A 17,097-nucleotide genomic window follows, 5' to 3' on the forward strand; every position below is an offset into this window, starting at 1 on the left:
GTAAACCACGCGTGTCCAGCCGCTAGGGAATGTTCCCTATCGCTGCATTTACCGTCTGAAACCTTCTGTCTGGCAAAACGGCTTCAGTAGCGTAGCGTTGAGTAACCCGCAGCGCCGCCGGTCACCCCCACGGCTTGCGGCGCTGCTTTTTATTCAGACGACCTCGCGCAGCAGCGCGGTGCGATAATCCTCGACCCACAGGTTACGGAACCGGCGCGACCGCTCCGCATGATAGATGTGGGCCAGTTCGGCGTAGGATCGGTCGAAGTCCTCGTTAACCAGCACATAGTCGAAAGCGTCGCAGTGTTCGATCTCGCCCTTGGCGTTGGCGACACGGCGCTCGATCACGTCGTCGGCGTCCTGCGATCGCGTCACCAGACGTCGGCGCAGCTCTTCCAGACTGGGCGGCAGGATGAAGACGCGCACGGCGTCCTCCGGGCATTTCTCGGCGACGTCGCGCGCGCCCTGCCAGTCGATGTCGAACAGGACGTCGCGCCCCTCGGCTAGCGCCCGATCCACTGGCGCGCGCGGGCTGCCGTAGCGATTGCCGTGAACGTCCGCCCATTCCAGGAAGGCGTCCTGGTCGATCAGCCGCTGAAACTCGTCGTGCTCGACGAAATTATAGTCGCGCCCATGCACCTCGCCCGGGCGAATGCCGCGCGTCGTCATGGAGACGGACAGCTCCAGCCCGCCATGGTCCGCCATCAACCGGCGACACAGCGACGTCTTGCCGGCGCCCGACGGGCTGGCGACGATCAGGAGGACGCCCCGGCGGGGCGTGCGTTCATTCGACATTCTGGACCTGCTCACGCAACTGTTCGATGACGGCCTTGAGCTCCAGGCCGATTCCGGTGAGCGCGGTGGTAGCGGATTTCGAGCACAGCGTGTTGGCCTCACGCATGAATTCTTGCATCAGGAAGTCGAGTTTACGCCCGGCGGGCGCCGAGGCCACAAGCTGACGCGCCGAGGCGACGTGCGCCGTCAGCCGATCCAGCTCCTCGCGCACGTCCGCCTTGGTCGCCAGGACGGCGGCCTCCAGGAAAATCCGGTCTTCCAGGCCCGGCGCATCCAGCGCCAGTTCAGTGATTCGACGCGTGAAACGCTCGCGAATGGCTTCGACCTGGGCTGTCGCCTCGCCTTCGGCCTGCATCGTCAGCGTCTCGATCCGGGCGATGAAGTCTTCCAGCACCGGCGTCAGCTGCGCGCCCTCGTTCTGGCGCGAGGCTTTCAGCGCATCCAGCGCCTCTTCGACGGTGCGGGCCATGGCCGCCTCCACCGCAGCCCGCGCCTCTGGATCGTCCACCTCTTCCGGCGCCTCGATCACGCCGCGCAGGGCCAGCAGGCCGTCGGCCGACGGCGGCGTCGCGCCGTCCTCAGCCAGTTCATTGGCCAGGGTCAGATAGCGCGCCAGCACGGCGGCGTTGATCGTGACCGCCGCCTCGCCTGCCTCTGCTCGTTTGGCCTGGACGCCAACAGTGACCTGGCCCCGCGCGAAACGCGCCTGGCCCGCCGCCTTGGCCGACCGCTCCAACGCATCGAAACCGTTCGGTCCCCGGAACCTGATCTCCAGATTGCGCCCGTTGACCGAGCGCGCCTCGACCGACCAGGTCCAGCCCTCGCCTGCCCCGTCCGCCCGGCCAAAGCCGGTCATTCCAGATAGGCTGCTCATCGTGATCCCTGCGTCGCGCCTGCCGGAAGCGTGATCGTCGCCTGTCCGCCCGCAACGGGCGCAGCGGCCGGCTCGGTCGTCATCGGCGCCGCACTGGTCCCAGGCGTCACAGGCGGAGCGGCCTCGGGCGGCAGTCCAGCCTTCTGCCGCTCGATCTGGCGCCAGCGCGCCACGTTCTGCAGATGCTCGTCATAGGTCAGGGCGAAGGCGTGTCCGCCCGATCCGTCGGCCACGAAGAACAGGGCCGGATCAGCCGGCGGGTTCAGCACGGCCTGCACCGCCTCCTTGCCCGGATTGGCGATGGGCGTCGGCGGTAGGCCGTTGATCTGATAGGTGTTCCAAGGTGTCGGCGCCAACAGCTCGGAGCGCCGGATGCCGCGCCCCAGCGGTCTTCCCTTCGTCACGCCATAGACGATGGTCGGATCGCTCTCCAACCGCATCCCGGCGCGCAGCCGGTTCGAGAACACCGCCGCCACGCGCGGGCGCTCGGCCGCCAAGGCCGTCTCCTTCTCCACGATCGAGGCCAGGATCACTGCCTCCTCGGGCGTGCGCGCGACCGTAGCCGGCGAACGCTGGCTCCACAGCAGGCGCAGGTTCTCGTTCGCCGCACGCTGCATCCGGTCGATCACCGACTGACGCGTATCGCCGCGCGAGACCTCATAGGTGTCGGGCCACAAGCTGCCTTCCTCGGGCGTATCGGCGACAACGCCGGTCAGCACCGGCTCCTTGTTCAGGATGTCCACCGCCTGCAGCGACGACCAGCCCTCAGGCAAAGTCACAAAATGGCGCATCACCCGTCCCTCGACCAGCAGGTTCAGCACCCCAGCCAGGGACGTGCCCGACGGCACCTCGTATTCGCCGGCTCTCAGCCGACGATCCGCCCCGGTCAGGGTCGCCGCCGCGCGGAACAGATCCGTCGAACGGATCACCCCCGCCGCCTTCATCCGCGCCGCGATGGCCGAGACCCCCGATCCGCTGGCCAGGGTCACGACCGTCTTGTCGCCCTGCCGCGCCGACGGCCCCGGCGCATAATAGATCGCCCACACCGCGATCAGCGCGGCGAGCAGGAACAGGCCGAAGGTGGCGGACGCGGTCAGCAGCGAGACCGTGAACCCCGACCGCCCGCTGGATTTCTCGACCCGTCCCCGCCCGAACATCTCAGTCGACCTTCTTGAAGATCACCGAGGCGTTGGTGCCTCCGAAGCCGAAGCTGTTGGACATCGCAACATCGATCTTCATCGGCTTGGCCTTGTTGGGGACCAGGTCGATGGGCGTCTCCATCTCCGGGTCGTCCAGATTGATGGTCGGCGGCGCGACCTGATCGCGGATCGCCAGCACGCAGAAGGCCGCCTCGATGGCCCCGGCGGCGCCCAGCAGGTGCCCCGTCATCGACTTGGTCGAACTGACGGTCAGGTTCTTGGCGTGATCGCCGGCCAAGCCCTCGATCCCCTTCAGCTCGATCCAGTCGGCCATGGTCGAGGTGCCGTGGGCGTTGACGTAGTCCAGGTCCGACGGCTGCATCCCCGCCCGTTTCAGCGCCATCTTCATGGCCCGCACCCCGCCTTCGCCGTCCTCGGACGGGGCGGTGATGTGATAGGCGTCGCCGCTCATGCCGTAGCCGACGACCTCGGCGTAGATCTTGGCCCCGCGCGCCTTGGCGTGTTCGTATTCCTCCAGCACCAGGATCCCGGCGCCCTCGCCCATGATGAAGCCCGCATGGCCCCGATCATAGGGACGCGACGCCTTCTCCGGCGTGTCGTTATAGGCGGTGCACAGCGCCTTGCAGGCCAAAAAGCCCGCGATGCCGATCGGCACGACCGAGCTTTCGGCCCCGCCCGCCACCATCACATCGGCGTCGTCCAGCGCGATCATCCGGGCCGCGTCGCCGATGGCGTGGGCGCCGGTGGCGCAGGCGGTGACCGCCGCATGGTTCGGCCCCTTCAGCCCATGCCGAATCGAAATCTGCCCACCGGCCAGATTGATCAGGGCGCTGGGGATGAAGAAGGGGCTGACGCGTCGCACGCCCTGTTCCTTCAGGACGATGGCCGTCTCCGCAATCGGGCCCAGGCCGCCGATGCCGGAGCCGACCATCACGCCGGTGCGCTCCTTGTCCTCGTCCGTCTCGGGCTTCCAGTTCGCGTCGGCCAGGGCCTCGTCCGCCGCCGCGATGGCGTACAGGATGAAGTCGTCGACGCGCTTTCTGTCCTTCACGGACATGATCTTTTCGGGGTCGAAGTCGCCTTCGCCGCCGCCGCCACGTCCATCGACGCTCGGGATTTCTCCGGCGATGGTGCAGCCATAGCCCGTGGTGTCGAACGACGTGATCGGACCGATGCCCGATCGTCCTTCGACGATCCCCTTCCAGCTCTTCTCGACGCCCCAACCCAGGGGGGTCAGCAGACCGATGCCCGTAACGACGACGCGGCGCATGGTGCGTGCTCCCTTATCTCCAGCCCGACCTTTCAGAATCATCGCGGATTCCCAAGGGTCAGAAACAGTAAAGGCCGCCGGGCGTCTCCGCTAGGAGCGCCGGGCGGCCCTGTGAACCGTCAGCCTGTTCGGCCGATGTCGGCGACTGAAATCAGCCGGCCGACTTTTCGTCGATGAACTTGACCGCATCGCCGACCGTCTGGATGTGCTCGGCGGCGTCATCCGGGATCTCGATGTCGAATTCTTCTTCGAAGGCCATCACCAGCTCGACGTTGTCGAGCGAGTCGGCGCCCAGGTCGTCGATGAAGCTGGCCTTTTCCGTAACCTTGTCCGGATCGGCGTCCAGGTGGTCGATGACGATCTTGCGAACGCGCTCTAGGGTGTCGGACATGAGTGTCTCTCTGCCTGTTTGAAATCGCCGCGGAGGCGGGGGTAGCTAAGAAATCGCCGTCTCACGGCAGCGAAGGCGACGCAAGCCCGAAAGCCCGAACCGCCGTTGCATCTAGCCCTTTAGCACAGGCTTTTGGGCTGGAAATAGTCTGTTGCGCGTCGTGATGACGGCAGACGACCTTAAATCATCGCCATGCCGCCGTTCACATGCAGGGTCTGGCCCGTCACATAGGCGGCTTCGTCGGACGACAGATAGACGGCGGCGGCGGCGATCTCGTCGCCCGAACCCAGTCGGCCGGCCGGGATACGGGCCAGGATGGTCTCGCGCTGCTGGTCGTTCAGCACATCCGTCATCGGCGAGGCGATGAAGCCCGGCGCGATGCAGTTGACGGTTATGCCGCGCGACCCGACCTCCTGCGCCAGCGACTTGGAAAAGCCGATCATGCCGGCCTTGGACGCCGAATAGTTGGTCTGGCCGGGATTGCCGGTCACGCCGACGACCGAGGTCACGCCGATGATTCGGCCCGACCGGCGCTTCATCATCCCCTTCACCGCCGCGCGGGTCAGGCGGAAATAGCTCTCCAGATTGATCTGGATGACCGATTGGAAGTCCTCGTCCTTCATCCGCATCAGCAGGCCGTCCTTGGTGATGCCCGCATTGGCCACCAGAATGTCCAGCGGCGCGCCCGCCGCCGCCTCGGCCGCTGCGACCAGATTGTCGACCGATTCCGGGTCCGACAGGTTCGCCGTGGCGAAATGCGCCCGCTCACCCAACTCCTTGACCAGATCCGCCAGCACCGCCTCGCGCGTGCCCGATAGCACCACGGTCGCGCCCTGGGCGTGCAGCGCCCGCGCCACGGCCCCGCCGATCCCGCCCGTGGCGCCGGTCACCAGGGCGGTCTTGCCTGCAAGATTGAACATCTGTTCCCTCTCCTGTTCCTTCTCCCCTTGCGGGAGAAGGTGGCCCAAAGGGCCGGATGAGGGGTCACGCGGACCCCTTCGGTTAATCACTATAGAGGGAGACGGCTCCAGCCGAGAAACCCCTCATCCGTCGCGCGTCGCGCGCCACCTTCTCCCGCAAGGGGAGAAGGGTCACAACGACTTCGCGAAAGCTTCCAGCTCTTCCGGCGTATTTAGCGGCAGACACTCGGCCTCCGGCGCAATGCGCTTGGCCATACCGGTCAGCACCTTGCCCGAGCCGATCTCGACGAAGCGGGTCGCCCCACCTTCGCCCGCCATCCACTCCATGCTCTCGCGCCAGCGCACTCGGCCGGTCACCTGTTCGACCAGCAGTCGGCGGATGACTTCAGGATCGCGCTCCGGCCGCGCCAGCACATTGGCCACCACAGGCACGACCGGCGCCAAGATGGTCGCCGACGCCAGCGCCGCCGCCATCTCGTCCGCCGCCGGCTGCATCAGCGGGCAGTGGAAGGGCGCCGAAACGTTCAGCGGGATCGCCCGCGCACCCAGTTCCTTGGCCTTCTCGATAGCCCGGTCCACCGCCGCCTTCTCGCCCGAGATGACGATGTTGCCGTTGTTGTTGTCATTGGCGACCACGCAGACACCGATTTCCGAACCGGCCGCCGCCGCCGCTTCCGCCAGGGCCAAATCGGTCTTAGGCCCGATCAGCGAGGCCATGGCGCCCTGCCCCACTGGAACGGCGCGCTGCATGGCCTGGCCGCGCAGCTTCAGCAGCCGCGCCGTATCCGACAGCGACAGGGCCCCCGCCGCCGCCAGGGCCGAATATTCCCCAAGCGAGTGACCGGCGACATAGGCCGCCTTCGCCACGTCGAAACCGAACTCGACCTTCAGCGCCCGCATCGCCGCCACGGACACCGCCATCAGGGCCGGCTGGGCGTTCTCGGTCAGGGTCAGCTGGTCCTCGGGCCCTTCGCGCATCAGCACCGACAGCTTCTGGCCCAGGGCCTCGTCCACCTCGGCGAAAACGTCGCGCGCGGACTGGAAGGCGTCGGCCAACTGCGCGCCCATGCCGACGGCCTGGCTGCCCTGGCCCGGAAACAGAAGTGCGAGGGTCATCGACCCCTCCCTGAATCATTGATCAAGAGCGCGGACCCGTAAGGCCAGACTTCCGTGAGGGCAAGCGGGGTGGCTGCCGTCATGTCCTCCCCACTTCGTCGGGAGGAGGACCGCACCACGTCCCACAGGCGCCTCTCCCTCCCCTTCATGGGGGGGGGGGACGATCGCGCAGCGATCCGGGTGGGCCGTAAGAGCAGGGGCAGTGCTTCACACGCCCCCACCCCGGCTGCGCTCCCCTTCGCCGCCCCTCCCCATGAAGGGGAGGGAGAAACGCGCTCAGCCATCACAATGCCGCTGGTGCATTCGCAGCGATTCCAATCGCTTGCCGATTTATGTCCCCGTTCTCCTGCCCACGGGGTCAAACCACCGCATAATATACCCGTCCCGTCGCCCGGAGGGCTCGTAAGGCCTGCGACCTTGCGGCGGCGGGAGCGGATGGAACGGGAGCGGGTCTGGAACGGCCCGCGCCGACATCGACTCATGGAGCGGTGTCGGAGGGTCGAGGGGGATACTCGATCGCACTCGGGACAGTCCTCGCAGGGACTGCCGACCCGTCGCAGGCTTATGGGGTTAGGCGATAAGACCGCCACCGCTCGACGCCCCGAGCTTGCAGGCCAACCTTCCGCGCGGAGGTCAACCCTTCGTCGAAACGGTACTTACAAACTCACACTCCGGGCGAAGGTCCGGCGCTCCGCCCAGCCCTCCAAGAATGGGCCTCCTTCCACGCCCCGGCTCGCGCCGAGGGCGGGCTCAGACGCGTCCGGTCTTTCTCAACAGTCTATCCCGCGCCGCATTGACGCGCACGGCCAGGCCTTTGGTGCCGCCCTGATCCGGGTGGGCGCGCGCCATGGCCCGTTTCCAGGCCGCCCGTATCTCGGCCTCGCTCGCCCCCGCCCCCACGCCCAGAACGGCGCGGGCGTCGGCTTCGCTGATCGGTTCGGATCGGATCACGGGCCGGATGCGCGAGGACCAGGCCAGATAGAGCCCCGCCCCCGCCAGTACCGCCGCCGTCAGCCACGATCCGCGAAACGCCGCCAGAGCGCCGCCGGCCAGCATGACCGCCCCCAGCAGGGTCGCCGTCACGCGCCAATGCGCCCGACCGCGTCGCTCGGTCTGCCGGCCCAGTCGCACCAGCGCCCAGACGGCGATCGCCGCCAGGGCCAGCCAGATCAAGGCCATCAGGAAATCAGGCCGCCACGTCCAAAGGGCTGAGCGCCTGTTCCAGTCCCATCGCCTTCATCAGATTGCGCATTTCCTGGCGTGCGGCGACGTGGGCCAGCGACACCGCCACAGGCCGGATGTCGTTCGACAGGTCCGCAACCGTCAGGCCAAACGGGAACAGTTCGCGATAGATGACCCGGTCGCGCAGGCCCGGCCCGACGCGGAAGCCGACCCGTTTGGCCAGCTTGGTCATCCGCTCTTCCAGACGTTTGCGGTTGCGCGCCTCGGCGACGGCCAGGCGATTGGTGACCACCAGCCAGTCGATGGTGGCGTGACGCCCCTGGGCGATGGCCCGCTGCTTGCGCGCCTCCCAGACGCTCTCGGAATAGATCGACGGCTTCAGCAGATCCAGCGTCACCGGGTCGACGTCGCCCAGCAGGTCGAAATCGACGAAACTGTCGTTCATCGGCGTCACGATCTGGTCGGCGCGGGCGTGAGCGGCGTTCGAAACGGCCGTGTCGCCTCCGGGGGTGTCGATCAGGATGCAATCCACGCCCTGCGCCGCCGCCTCGTCGAAGGCGCGCTCGAATACGGCGATCTGTTCGGCGACATCCGCCTTGGCCAGGGCCTTGCCGTCGCCCATGTCGGGAATGAAGGGCTGCGGCAGCGTCTGCCCATTCGCGGCCAGCCAGGCAAGGCGATTGTGGAAGAAGCGCTGCATCGACCGCTGGCGCAGGTCCAGGTCGATGATCGCCACCGTCCGGCCAGCGTGCAGCATGCCGGTCACGATGTGGATGGCTAGGGTGGACTTGCCCGCCCCGCCTTTTTCGTTGCCGAGGACGATCACATGCGGCTGCGTCATTCGAGGGAATCCTCTGTGCTGACCACGCGACTCAAGCTGCGCGGTCCTAGGTCCGGCGAGATTCGGCTTCCACGCCGCAAACGTCAACGGAACCTTAACGCAGACCTGTGGACGGCGAGCGGGCGGGCCTCAGCTGTTGCGCGCGCACCATGCGTCCGCGACATCGGCCGACCGGCACACGGTGGCGGCGGTTTCGGTCGAGACCGGCCCGACCTTCAGCCGCGTCAGGCTGCGACCATTGACCTGAACCTCTTCGAACACCGGCGACAGGCCCGCCAGATCGGACTTGCCCTTCAGCCGCGCCCACGCCTGTTGCGCGCCGGCGGGACTGGAATAGGCGCCCAGCTGAATCGTGCGCCCCTGCGTTGGAACACTCAGGCTGGCGGGACGCAACATGGGCGCCTGAAACCGCGCGACCGCCTCGTCCGTTGCGGCCTTGACGACGGCGGGCGCCGCCGCCTGGACCACGGGCTGGGTGACGCGGATGACGGCGTCGCGCAGACCCGTATCCTCCGCCTCGTGGCGAATGTCGGCCTGGGCGTCGCGGGCGTCCCACATGGCGTGCGGGTCCATGACGGCGACCTTGACCGGCGTAAACCGGGCGGGGCGCAGACCCTCCTGCTCGGCGGATCGATGTCCGCCGTCGCGGGCGCCGGGCGTAAGCGGAACGTCGATCGCGGCGACGTTCTCGGCCATCGAACGGAAGCGATGAGGATCGCTGTCCACCGCCCCGCAGCCGGCCAAGGCCAGGCCGCCGGCGCAGGCCAGGGCGATCAGAACTGGACGGGTCGCTTCTGCGGGCGTCATAAGCACGACCCTAGAGCCCAGACTTTGCGGTCTGGTGCATCAACAGGCTTAAGCGGAAAGGTTAATCGCTTCATAATGATAGACGCCGCCCCCCTCCCCGTCGTCCGCACCGTCGCCGAACTGCGTGCGATCGTCCGAGACTGGAAACGACAAGGCCTGAGCGTCGGCATGGTTCCGACCATGGGCGCCCTGCATGAAGGCCACCTGACCCTGGTGCGCGAGGCCGCGAATCGCGCCGACCGCGTCGTCGCCTCAAATTTCGTCAATCCGACCCAGTTCGCCGCCCACGAAGACCTGGGCAAATATCCCCGTCAGCAGGAAGAGGACGCGCGCCTTCTGGCCGGCGCCGGCTGTCACCTGATGTTCGCGCCTTCGGCCGAGGAAATGTATCCCGACGGCTTCGCCACCAGCATCGCCATGGCCGGTCCGGCCCTGGGCCTGGAAGGCGATTTTCGGCCTCAGATGTTTGGCGGCGTCGCCCTGATCGTCACAAAGCTGTTCAACCAGGTCCAGCCCGATGTCGCTGTCTTTGGCGAGAAGGACTACCAGCAGCTGATGGTCATCCGCCGCTTCGTGCGGGATCTGGATCTGCCGGTCGAGATCGTCGGCGCCCCGACCGAACGCGACGGCTGGGGCCTGGCCCTGTCCTCGCGCAACGGCTACCTGTCGGAGGCCGAGTTGGAGATCGCGCGGCGTTTGAACGGCATTCTGGCTGAAGCCGGCATCCAGGCCGCCAGCGGTCGCCCCCTGCCCGGCGTCGAGCGCGAAGCCTATGCCGCCATCCTGAAAGCCGGTTTCGAGCGCGTCGATTACGTCGTCATTCGCCATGCCGAGGATCTGACGCCGTTCCGCAACGACATCGTCGACGCCCCCGCCCGCATCCTGACCGCCGCCTGGCTGGGCAAGACGCGCCTGATCGACAATATGGCCGTCTGAAACGACAGGGGCCGCATCCGTTCGCCGGATGCGGCCCCTTTCAGATCAGCCGATGGCGCCGACGCAGCCCTCGGCCTCGCCCGGCGCCAGGTCGGCGTCGGTCAGGGCGATGGTCCAGCCGTGATGCGTATTCAGGCCCCAGCGCCGGGCGCCGCCTCCGTCGCCCGCGTCTCCGCCGGCCGTCACCACGACGCGGCGGCCTTTCGGCAAGGCCGGCGGATCGATCTTGCCCACGGCCAGAGACGTCGGCGTCTCGCCGCCGTATCCGTCGAACACGCTGAGCATCGACCATTCGCGACGCAGGCCCATCCACCAGGCGTCCTCGGTGTTGATCGCCAGCACCGCGATGCCGTGCCCCTCGGCGGCGAAGGCCAGGGCCTTCTGTGGATCGCGCACCATTTTGATGTCGGCGGCGGCGCCGAAGCGCAGGCGGGCGCCGTCATAGGCGCGGGTCGGTTCAATCGGCGCCCAGACCTGGACCTGCAGCCGGCCCTGGCGCGCCAGGCCCCAGCCGACGATTTCGCGCCACAGATGCTCGACCGCCTCGGCGTTCTCGGGCTGAGCCTGTTTCAGCATCCGCGACAGCACGGTCTGCTCGCGGTCGGGACGAAGTTTCGTATGCGGGCCTGTCGGCGCATCCTTGGCTCGGCCCACGGTGGCGGCGACGGCGAGACGCTGCTCGAACAGGGCCAGTATCTGGTCGTCGATGCTGTCGATTTCGGCGCGCAGCGCGGCGAGCGCCTGCTGCTCGGGCGTCAGGTCGGCCATGTCAGGCCACACTTTCTGGACGTTGGAATTGGGCATGGGATCGGGCTTTCGGCATTCTGGATTTCGATATGTGCAAGGGCGAACAGCCGCTCTGATCCAGAGCGGTCGCCGGTGAGACTGTCAGGGACGAAGTGCGCCCGACGCCTCAGCCGGCGTATCGAAAGCCGTAAAAGCCGTAGCCGAAATAGAGGCCGGAAACCGCGCGCGAACGGTCGGAAGAAACAGAAAGAGCGCGCTGGCGGGACATGGTCCGGTTCCGGTTATGCGGATCGTTTTGCGATCCGTGCAGGTCTTAAGGACGCAAAGACCGTGCGCCGTCAACCCTCAGGGAAGCTCAACAGGACAAAACGCGTCTGATTATCGCTGGAATCCTGCAAGTCGTTGCGCAGGATCGACAGGCCATAGACCTCGGCGGCGCCGACCGGGGCGATGGCCGCCCGCGTTGGATCACCCGCTTCGGCGACATCGCGCGCCGCGCCTGCGGTGTCGTAATGCTCGATCACCTCGACGTTCAGGCCGGCCAGCGTGCCCTTACACTGGGCCAGGGCGATGGGGTGGCTTTCCACCGTCTTGATGTCCGACAGCCGCGCGCCCGGCGTCGCCATCAGGGCGTGACGGATCGGCCGCCAGACCTCGGCCACAGGCTTCACGCCAAGTCCGCCCACCAAGGTGGCAGCCGGCTCCACCATGCCGATGGTCGAGTTCTCGACCGGGATCAGGGCGCAGCCGCAATCGCCAGCCCGAAGCGCATCCAGCGCCTGGACGAAGGTCTCGAACGCCACCGCCTCGTCCCACGGCCGCAGCGCCAGGCAGGCCTCGTGGCTGAACGAGCCGGGCGCGCCCTGATAGGCGACCCGACCGGGTTTTTCGTCAATCTGAGCCGCAACTTCCATCGATCACTACCTCGGAGTCGTCCCGATCTGGCGCTGCGGAGATGGCGTCACCATGACCGGATCGGCCCGCATTTTAGGCGCTGACGGGGCCTAGGCTGCCGCCGACTGCGCGACCCGCCCCGCCTTGAGCCGCTCGGCGACCAGGAAGGCCAGCTCAAGCGCCTGGTCGGCGTTCAGGCGCGGGTCGCAGTGGGTGTGGTAGCGGTTGGACAGGTCATCCTCTGTCACCGCCTGGGCGCCGCCGATGCATTCGGTGACGTTCTGGCCGGTCATTTCCAGGTGAACGCCGCCAGGGTGGACGCCCTCGGCCTCGGCCACGTCGATGAAGGTCCGCACCTCGCCCAGGATCCGGTCGAACGGCCGGGTCTTGTAGCCGTTGCCGGCCTTCAGCGTATTGCCGTGCATCGGGTCGATCGACCAGATGACCCTGCGGCCCGAGGCTTTCACTTCGCGCATCAGCTTGGGCAGGCGCTCACCCACCTTGTCGTGACCGAAGCGGCCGATCAGGGTCAGGCGGCCCGAGACATTGTCCGGGTTCAGGGCGTCGATCAGCGGCAGCAGGTCGTCGGCCGTCATGGTCGGCCCGCACTTCACGCCGATTGGGTTCTTGATCCCCTTCATGAACTCGACGTGGGCGCCGTCCAGCTGACGGGTGCGCTCGCCGATCCACAGCATGTGGGCCGAAGTGTCGAACCATTCTCCTGAACCGCCGTCCAGCCGCGTCAGGGCGCTTTCGACGTTCAGCAGCAGGGCTTCGTGGCTGGTAAAGACCTCGACACGGCTCAGGTCCGGATGGGTCTCGGGCGTGACGCCGACGGCCTCCATGAAGGCTAGGGCCTCGGTGATCTTGTCGGCCAGTTCGCGGTACTGGGCCCCGGCGGCGTTGTCGCCCGCGAAGCCCAGGGTCCAGCGATGGATGTTGTACAGGTCGGCATAGCCGCCGCCGGCGAAGGCCCGCAGCAGGTTCAGGGTCGAGGCCGACTGGTTGTAGGCCCGGATCAGGCGCTGGGGATCGGGCGCGCGCTCTTCCGGCGTGAACCCCATGCCGTTGATGATGTCGCCGCGATAGCTGGGCAGTTCGACACCGTCGATCTCTTCCAGCGGCGACGAGCGCGGCTTGGCGAACTGGCCGGCGATCCGACCGACCTTCACCACAGGCTTGCGGCCGGCGAAGGTCAGGACGACCGCCATCTGCAGGATCAGGCGGAAGGTGTCGCGGATGTTGTCGGTCGAGAACTCTTTGAAGCTCTCTGCGCAGTCGCCGCCTTGCAGCAGAAAGGCGTCGCCCCGCTCCACCTGGGCCAGTTTCGACGTCAGGCGGCGCGCCTCGCCGGCGAAGACGAGCGGCGGCAAGGCGCGCAACTCGTCCTCGACGACGGCGAGGGCTTTGGGATCTGGATAGTCCGCCGGCATGTGCAGGGCGGTCTTGGTTCTCCAGCTTTCGGGGGTCCAGCGTGTCATCGTGCAAGAATAGGACTTTGCGCCTGTCCAAACAACGAAAAGACGGATGGATTTTGCGGTAAAGCGTCAGTCTTCGGCGGGCGGCGCCTTTTCAGTCGCGGTTTCGGCCTTGCGTTCGGCCTTGGCCGCCGCCTTCTCGGCCGCCTTTATGGCTGCAGCGCGGTCGCGTTCCTGACGCTCGAAGCTGTAGTTGGGTTTGCGGGCCATTGGCGTCCTCGTCTCATGTCCTAGTCTGACGGTGAAGGTGGCGATGCATCGCGTTCAACGCAATCGCCAAATCCTGCCGCGCACGGATTGCTCCTCAGAGCAGCCGTTCCTTGCGTGTCAGAATCTTCGTCGTGGCGTCCAGCGTGATCAATATGCGAGCAAGAAGTGTCATGGACGATAAACGCCTTAAAGCACTCCGCGTTCAGTCCCGCGAACCTTCGTCGCACCCAACAGGCGAGCCACAATGACCCAACCCATCCTGCTCGGCGGCGTCGAGGCCGGCGGCACCAAATTCATCTGCGGCGTCGCGGACGTCGGCGGCAGGATCATCGACCAGATCCGAATCCCCACCACCACGCCAGACGAGACGCTGGATGCGGTCGCCGCCTTCTTCGTCGAGGCCCAGGCGCGGCACGGCACGCTGGCGGCGCTGGCGATCGGCAGCTTCGGTCCCCTCTCCTTGCGCTCTGACGCGGCCGATTACGGCACGATCACCACGACGCCTAAACCCGGCTGGAGCAACGTCAATCTGCTCGCCCATCTGCGGCGCACGCTGGATGTGCGGATGACGCTAGACACCGACGTGAACGGCTCGGCCATCGGTGAAGGCCTGTTCGGCAGCGGAAAGGGCCTGGAGACCTTCTGCTACGTCACGGTCGGGACCGGCATAGGCGTCGGCGTGATGATCGGCGGCGCGCCTCATGGCGGGGCGAACCATCCCGAAGCCGGTCATATCCGCCTGCCCCGCGCAAAGGGCGACGAGACGTTCGCGGGCGTCTGCCCCTTCCACGGCGACTGCCTGGAAGGCCTGACCAGCGGCCCCGCCCTTCACGCCCGCTGGGGCGAGCCGGCCGAGACCTTTGCGACAGACCACCCGGCTTGGGCGATTGCGGCCGAATATATCGCCGGCCTCTGCACGAACCTGACCTACACGTTACGGCCCGAGCGAATCATCATCGGCGGCGGCGTGATGCAGCCGCAGATGTACGATCTGGTTCGGCAGGCGCTCATCCGCCAGCTGGGCGGCTATGACGCCAGCCTCCGCGATCTCGACATGGAGGCCTATGTCGCGGCTCCGACCGCCGGCGCTTCGGCTGGCCTGATCGGCGCCTTCGCACTCGCCTATCGCTCGATCACAGGCCAATGGCCGCAAGACTGGGCGATGCAAGGCTAGATCGGAAATGGGGAAGATGGTGGACGCGACAGGGATTGAACCTGTGACCCCCTCGGTGTGAACGAGGTGCTCTCCCGCTGAGCTACGCGTCCTTGCCTTGCGGAGGCGGCGACATAGCCCGGTCGCCGCCCCCGCGCAAGCGTCCGTTTCAGATTCCGGCGGCTCGAACCCCTTCGGCCGTGTCGGCCTCCGGGTCACCCGGCAGCCAGGCGACGTGACCGTTGTAGATGTCCTCGTTCAGGATGCCCTCCTCCTTGGCCACCAGCACCGGCACCAGCATCTGGCCGGTCACGTTCGTCGCCGTGCGCATCATGTCGATGATCCGGTCGATGGCGACGATATAGCCGATGCCTTCCAGCGGGAGACCGGCCGTAGACAGGGTCAGGGTCAGCATGACGATGCTGGTCCCCGGCACGCCCGCAGTCCCCAGCGAACCCAGCACCGCCGTCAGGCCGATCAGGATGTATTGCGTCAGGGTCAGGTCGATCTGGAAATACTGGGCGATGAAGATCGAGGCTATGGCCGGATAGATGGCGCCGCAGCCGTCCATCTTCACATTGGCGCCCAGGGGCACGGCGAAGGCGGCGTAGGCCTGAGGCACGCCCAGACGCTCGACCGTCTGGCGCAGGGTGATCGGCAGGGTGCCCAGCGACGACGAGGTGGCGAAGGCCGTCTGCTGGGCCGCGAAGGCGCCGCGGAAGAAGCTGGTGACCTTCAGCCCATGCAATTTCAGCAGGCTCGAATAGACAATCAGGATGTGGAACAGGCAAGCGGCATAGATGGCGCCGATGAACTTCAGCAGTGGCAGGAGCGCCTCCCAGCCATAACCGCCGACGACCGAGCCGATCAGGCCGAACACACCGATGGGCGTCAGCTGGATCACCCAGCGGGTGATGCGGAAGATAACGGCCGCGCCCTCGTCCACCAGCCGCCGCACCCCCTGCGCCCGGTCGCCCAGCGCCACCAGCGCCATGCCCACAAGGGCGGAGAAGAAGATGATCTGCAGCACCTTGCCCTCGGCCAGGGCCGCGAACGGATTGGTCGGCACCACGCCGATCAGCACCTCAAGCGGCGTGGGAATCACCCGGTCCTTGACCTCGCCCAGCGGCAAGTTGGACAGGCCGACGCCCGGATTGATGATGTGCCCGAACGCGAACCCAACCAGCACGGCCAGCAGCGAGGTGATGGCGAACCACACGATGGTCCGCACCCCCAGCCGCACGGCCCCCGCCCCCTCGCCCAGTTTGGCGATGGAGCTGGCGATAGTGAACAGCACCAGGGGCGCCACCACCATGCGGATCAGGTTCAGATAGACGTCGCCGATCGGCTGAAGCCAGACCTCAGCCTGCTCCCGCAGGATCAGCCCGGCGATGATGCCGAGGATGAAGCCGGCGGCGGTGCGCTGCCACAACGGAATTTTGAAAAATCTGGCGAGCATGGAGTTGCTTTCAACAGGGGTGCGCCAATCTGTCCATCGCGGCGTCGATCCGCAACCGCGCCGGCGATCATTCAGCCGATAGATTTCTTGTCGGCGCCCCTCAGAATTTCAGCGCCTTCATGACGTAGAAGTCCGACAGGATGCCGTCGATGGCCTCTTCAACATCCTCGAAGTCGTCGATCAGCACGTCGGCGCCCAGGTCCTCGACCGGCACGGGCGTGAAGCCGAAGGTGACCAGGATGCACGGCATGCCCGCATCCTTGGCCGCATCCGCGTCGGGCGCCGCGTCCCCGACCATGATGGCCCGCTCTGGATCGCCGCCGGCCTTGACGACCGCCTCCTTCAGATGCGCGCCCGACGGTTTGCGGGCGCTGACCCGGTCCGGTCCGACGATGGCGGCGAATTGACGGGTCAGGTCCAGCTTTTCCAGCAGCATTTCCGACAGGTCCGACCGCTTGTTGGTCGCCACGACCAGGATCGCTCCGCGTTCGCTCAACCGCTCCAGCGTCTCCACCACGCCCTCGAACGGCTGCGACCCGTCGGCGATATGGGCGGCGTAATCGACCAGGAACCGTTCGAACAGTTCGTCGGACTTCGCCCGTTCGACCGAGGCCCCGGCGGCCTCGAACCCATGAACCAGCAGCGCCCGCGCGCCCGAACCGATCAAGGTCGAGGCGGATTCCATCGGCACGGGCGGCAAACCCTCCTCGACCAGCAACCGGTTCAGAGTTCCGATCAGATCCGGCGCGGAATCGACCAGCGTCCCATCCAGATCGAAGGCGATAGTCCAGCCTTCCAGATCGCGATCGGTCATCCACATCTCCCGCTGGCCCGCATGATGGGCTAGATCGCAGGACGACTAGA

18 protein-coding genes and 1 tRNA gene are annotated in these 17,097 nt (G+C 66.8%); 2 read left to right on the forward strand and 17 right to left on the reverse strand.

What is annotated here, in order from left to right; translation table 11 throughout:
• Window positions 1-153 precede the first annotated feature (153 nt).
• The 10 genes from gmk to ACP7BH_RS04665 all read right to left on the reverse strand — a co-directional run bounded on the left by gmk (window position 154) and on the right by ACP7BH_RS04665 (window position 9,356).
• On the reverse strand, window positions 154-795 hold the full coding sequence (gene gmk, locus ACP7BH_RS04620; RefSeq protein WP_135195780.1) for a guanylate kinase: 642 nt from the start codon (window positions 793-795) through the stop codon (window positions 154-156).
• Window positions 785-1,669, reverse strand: coding sequence for a YicC/YloC family endoribonuclease (locus ACP7BH_RS04625; protein ID WP_425983287.1), 885 nt, complete (start codon window positions 1,667-1,669; stop codon window positions 785-787). The genes gmk and ACP7BH_RS04625 overlap by 11 nt, the downstream gene beginning before the upstream one ends.
• Complete coding sequence (gene mltG / locus ACP7BH_RS04630; RefSeq protein ID WP_425983285.1) at window positions 1,666-2,826, reverse strand: endolytic transglycosylase MltG; 1,161 nt, start codon at window positions 2,824-2,826, stop codon at window positions 1,666-1,668. The genes ACP7BH_RS04625 and mltG overlap by 4 nt, the downstream gene beginning before the upstream one ends.
• 1 nt (window position 2,827) lies before the next feature.
• Entirely contained in the window at window positions 2,828-4,099 is a 1,272-nt protein-coding gene (gene fabF / locus ACP7BH_RS04635) for a beta-ketoacyl-ACP synthase II (protein ID WP_425983283.1), read from the reverse strand.
• Window positions 4,100-4,250: 151 nt separating this feature from the next.
• A complete protein-coding gene (locus ACP7BH_RS04640) occupies window positions 4,251-4,490 on the reverse strand; it encodes an acyl carrier protein (RefSeq protein ID WP_008264317.1) in 240 nt (79 codons plus the stop codon).
• A gap of 179 nt (window positions 4,491-4,669) precedes the next feature.
• The gene (gene fabG, locus ACP7BH_RS04645; RefSeq protein WP_425983281.1) at window positions 4,670-5,410 is read right to left on the reverse strand and encodes a 3-oxoacyl-[acyl-carrier-protein] reductase; all 741 of its coding nucleotides are present in this window, start codon (window positions 5,408-5,410) and stop codon (window positions 4,670-4,672) included.
• Window positions 5,411-5,581: 171 nt separating this feature from the next.
• Window positions 5,582-6,526, reverse strand: coding sequence for an ACP S-malonyltransferase (gene fabD / locus ACP7BH_RS04650; RefSeq protein ID WP_425983279.1), 945 nt, complete (start codon window positions 6,524-6,526; stop codon window positions 5,582-5,584).
• A gap of 750 nt (window positions 6,527-7,276) precedes the next feature.
• Window positions 7,277-7,705, reverse strand: coding sequence for a J domain-containing protein (locus ACP7BH_RS04655; RefSeq protein ID WP_425983277.1), 429 nt, complete (start codon window positions 7,703-7,705; stop codon window positions 7,277-7,279).
• 7 nt (window positions 7,706-7,712) lie between these two features.
• Window positions 7,713-8,549 (reverse strand): division plane positioning ATPase MipZ, encoded by an 837-nt coding sequence (locus ACP7BH_RS04660; RefSeq protein WP_425983275.1) that lies wholly within the window; start codon window positions 8,547-8,549, stop codon window positions 7,713-7,715.
• A gap of 129 nt (window positions 8,550-8,678) precedes the next feature.
• A complete protein-coding gene (locus ACP7BH_RS04665) occupies window positions 8,679-9,356 on the reverse strand; it encodes an SPOR domain-containing protein (protein ID WP_425983273.1) in 678 nt (225 codons plus the stop codon).
• A 75-nt stretch (window positions 9,357-9,431) separates the two neighbouring features.
• Here ACP7BH_RS04665 and panC point away from each other — a divergent pair, with 75 nt between their 5' ends.
• Window positions 9,432-10,292 (forward strand): pantoate--beta-alanine ligase, encoded by an 861-nt coding sequence (gene panC, locus ACP7BH_RS04670; RefSeq protein ID WP_425983271.1) that lies wholly within the window; start codon window positions 9,432-9,434, stop codon window positions 10,290-10,292.
• A gap of 45 nt (window positions 10,293-10,337) precedes the next feature.
• Here the strand turns inward: panC and ACP7BH_RS04675 are convergent, their stop codons facing one another.
• The 4 genes from ACP7BH_RS04675 to ACP7BH_RS04690 form a co-directional block, all read right to left on the reverse strand.
• Window positions 10,338-11,096 carry a chorismate mutase gene (locus ACP7BH_RS04675; protein ID WP_425983269.1) on the reverse strand — a complete coding sequence of 253 codons (759 nt, stop codon included), beginning with the start codon at window positions 11,094-11,096 and terminating at the stop codon, window positions 10,338-10,340.
• Window positions 11,097-11,377: 281 nt separating this feature from the next.
• On the reverse strand, window positions 11,378-11,953 hold the full coding sequence (locus ACP7BH_RS04680; RefSeq protein ID WP_425983267.1) for a prephenate dehydratase domain-containing protein: 576 nt from the start codon (window positions 11,951-11,953) through the stop codon (window positions 11,378-11,380).
• Window positions 11,954-12,043: 90 nt separating this feature from the next.
• The gene (locus tag ACP7BH_RS04685; protein ID WP_425983266.1) at window positions 12,044-13,414 is read right to left on the reverse strand and encodes a class II 3-deoxy-7-phosphoheptulonate synthase; all 1,371 of its coding nucleotides are present in this window, start codon (window positions 13,412-13,414) and stop codon (window positions 12,044-12,046) included.
• 66 nt (window positions 13,415-13,480) lie between these two features.
• On the reverse strand, window positions 13,481-13,621 hold the full coding sequence (locus ACP7BH_RS04690) for a hypothetical protein (protein WP_167762578.1): 141 nt from the start codon (window positions 13,619-13,621) through the stop codon (window positions 13,481-13,483).
• 244 nt (window positions 13,622-13,865) lie between these two features.
• Here ACP7BH_RS04690 and ACP7BH_RS04695 point away from each other — a divergent pair, with 244 nt between their 5' ends.
• On the forward strand, window positions 13,866-14,795 hold the full coding sequence (locus ACP7BH_RS04695; RefSeq protein WP_425983264.1) for an ROK family protein: 930 nt from the start codon (window positions 13,866-13,868) through the stop codon (window positions 14,793-14,795).
• A gap of 17 nt (window positions 14,796-14,812) precedes the next feature.
• On the opposite strand, the gene ACP7BH_RS04700 is transcribed toward ACP7BH_RS04695, so the two are convergent.
• The 3 genes from ACP7BH_RS04700 to ACP7BH_RS04710 all read right to left on the reverse strand — a co-directional run bounded on the left by ACP7BH_RS04700 (window position 14,813) and on the right by ACP7BH_RS04710 (window position 17,053).
• Window positions 14,813-14,887 (reverse strand) — tRNA-Val (locus ACP7BH_RS04700).
• A 56-nt stretch (window positions 14,888-14,943) separates the two neighbouring features.
• Window positions 14,944-16,233 carry a dicarboxylate/amino acid:cation symporter gene (locus ACP7BH_RS04705; RefSeq protein ID WP_425983262.1) on the reverse strand — a complete coding sequence of 430 codons (1,290 nt, stop codon included), beginning with the start codon at window positions 16,231-16,233 and terminating at the stop codon, window positions 14,944-14,946.
• A gap of 100 nt (window positions 16,234-16,333) precedes the next feature.
• Complete coding sequence (locus tag ACP7BH_RS04710) at window positions 16,334-17,053, reverse strand: HAD-IA family hydrolase (RefSeq protein WP_425983260.1); 720 nt, start codon at window positions 17,051-17,053, stop codon at window positions 16,334-16,336.
• Window positions 17,054-17,097: the final 44 nt, after the last annotated feature.

The organism is Brevundimonas sp. TWP2-1 (genome assembly GCF_049897645.1).
In the GTDB taxonomy this organism is placed as follows: Bacteria; Pseudomonadota; Alphaproteobacteria; order Caulobacterales; family Caulobacteraceae; genus Brevundimonas.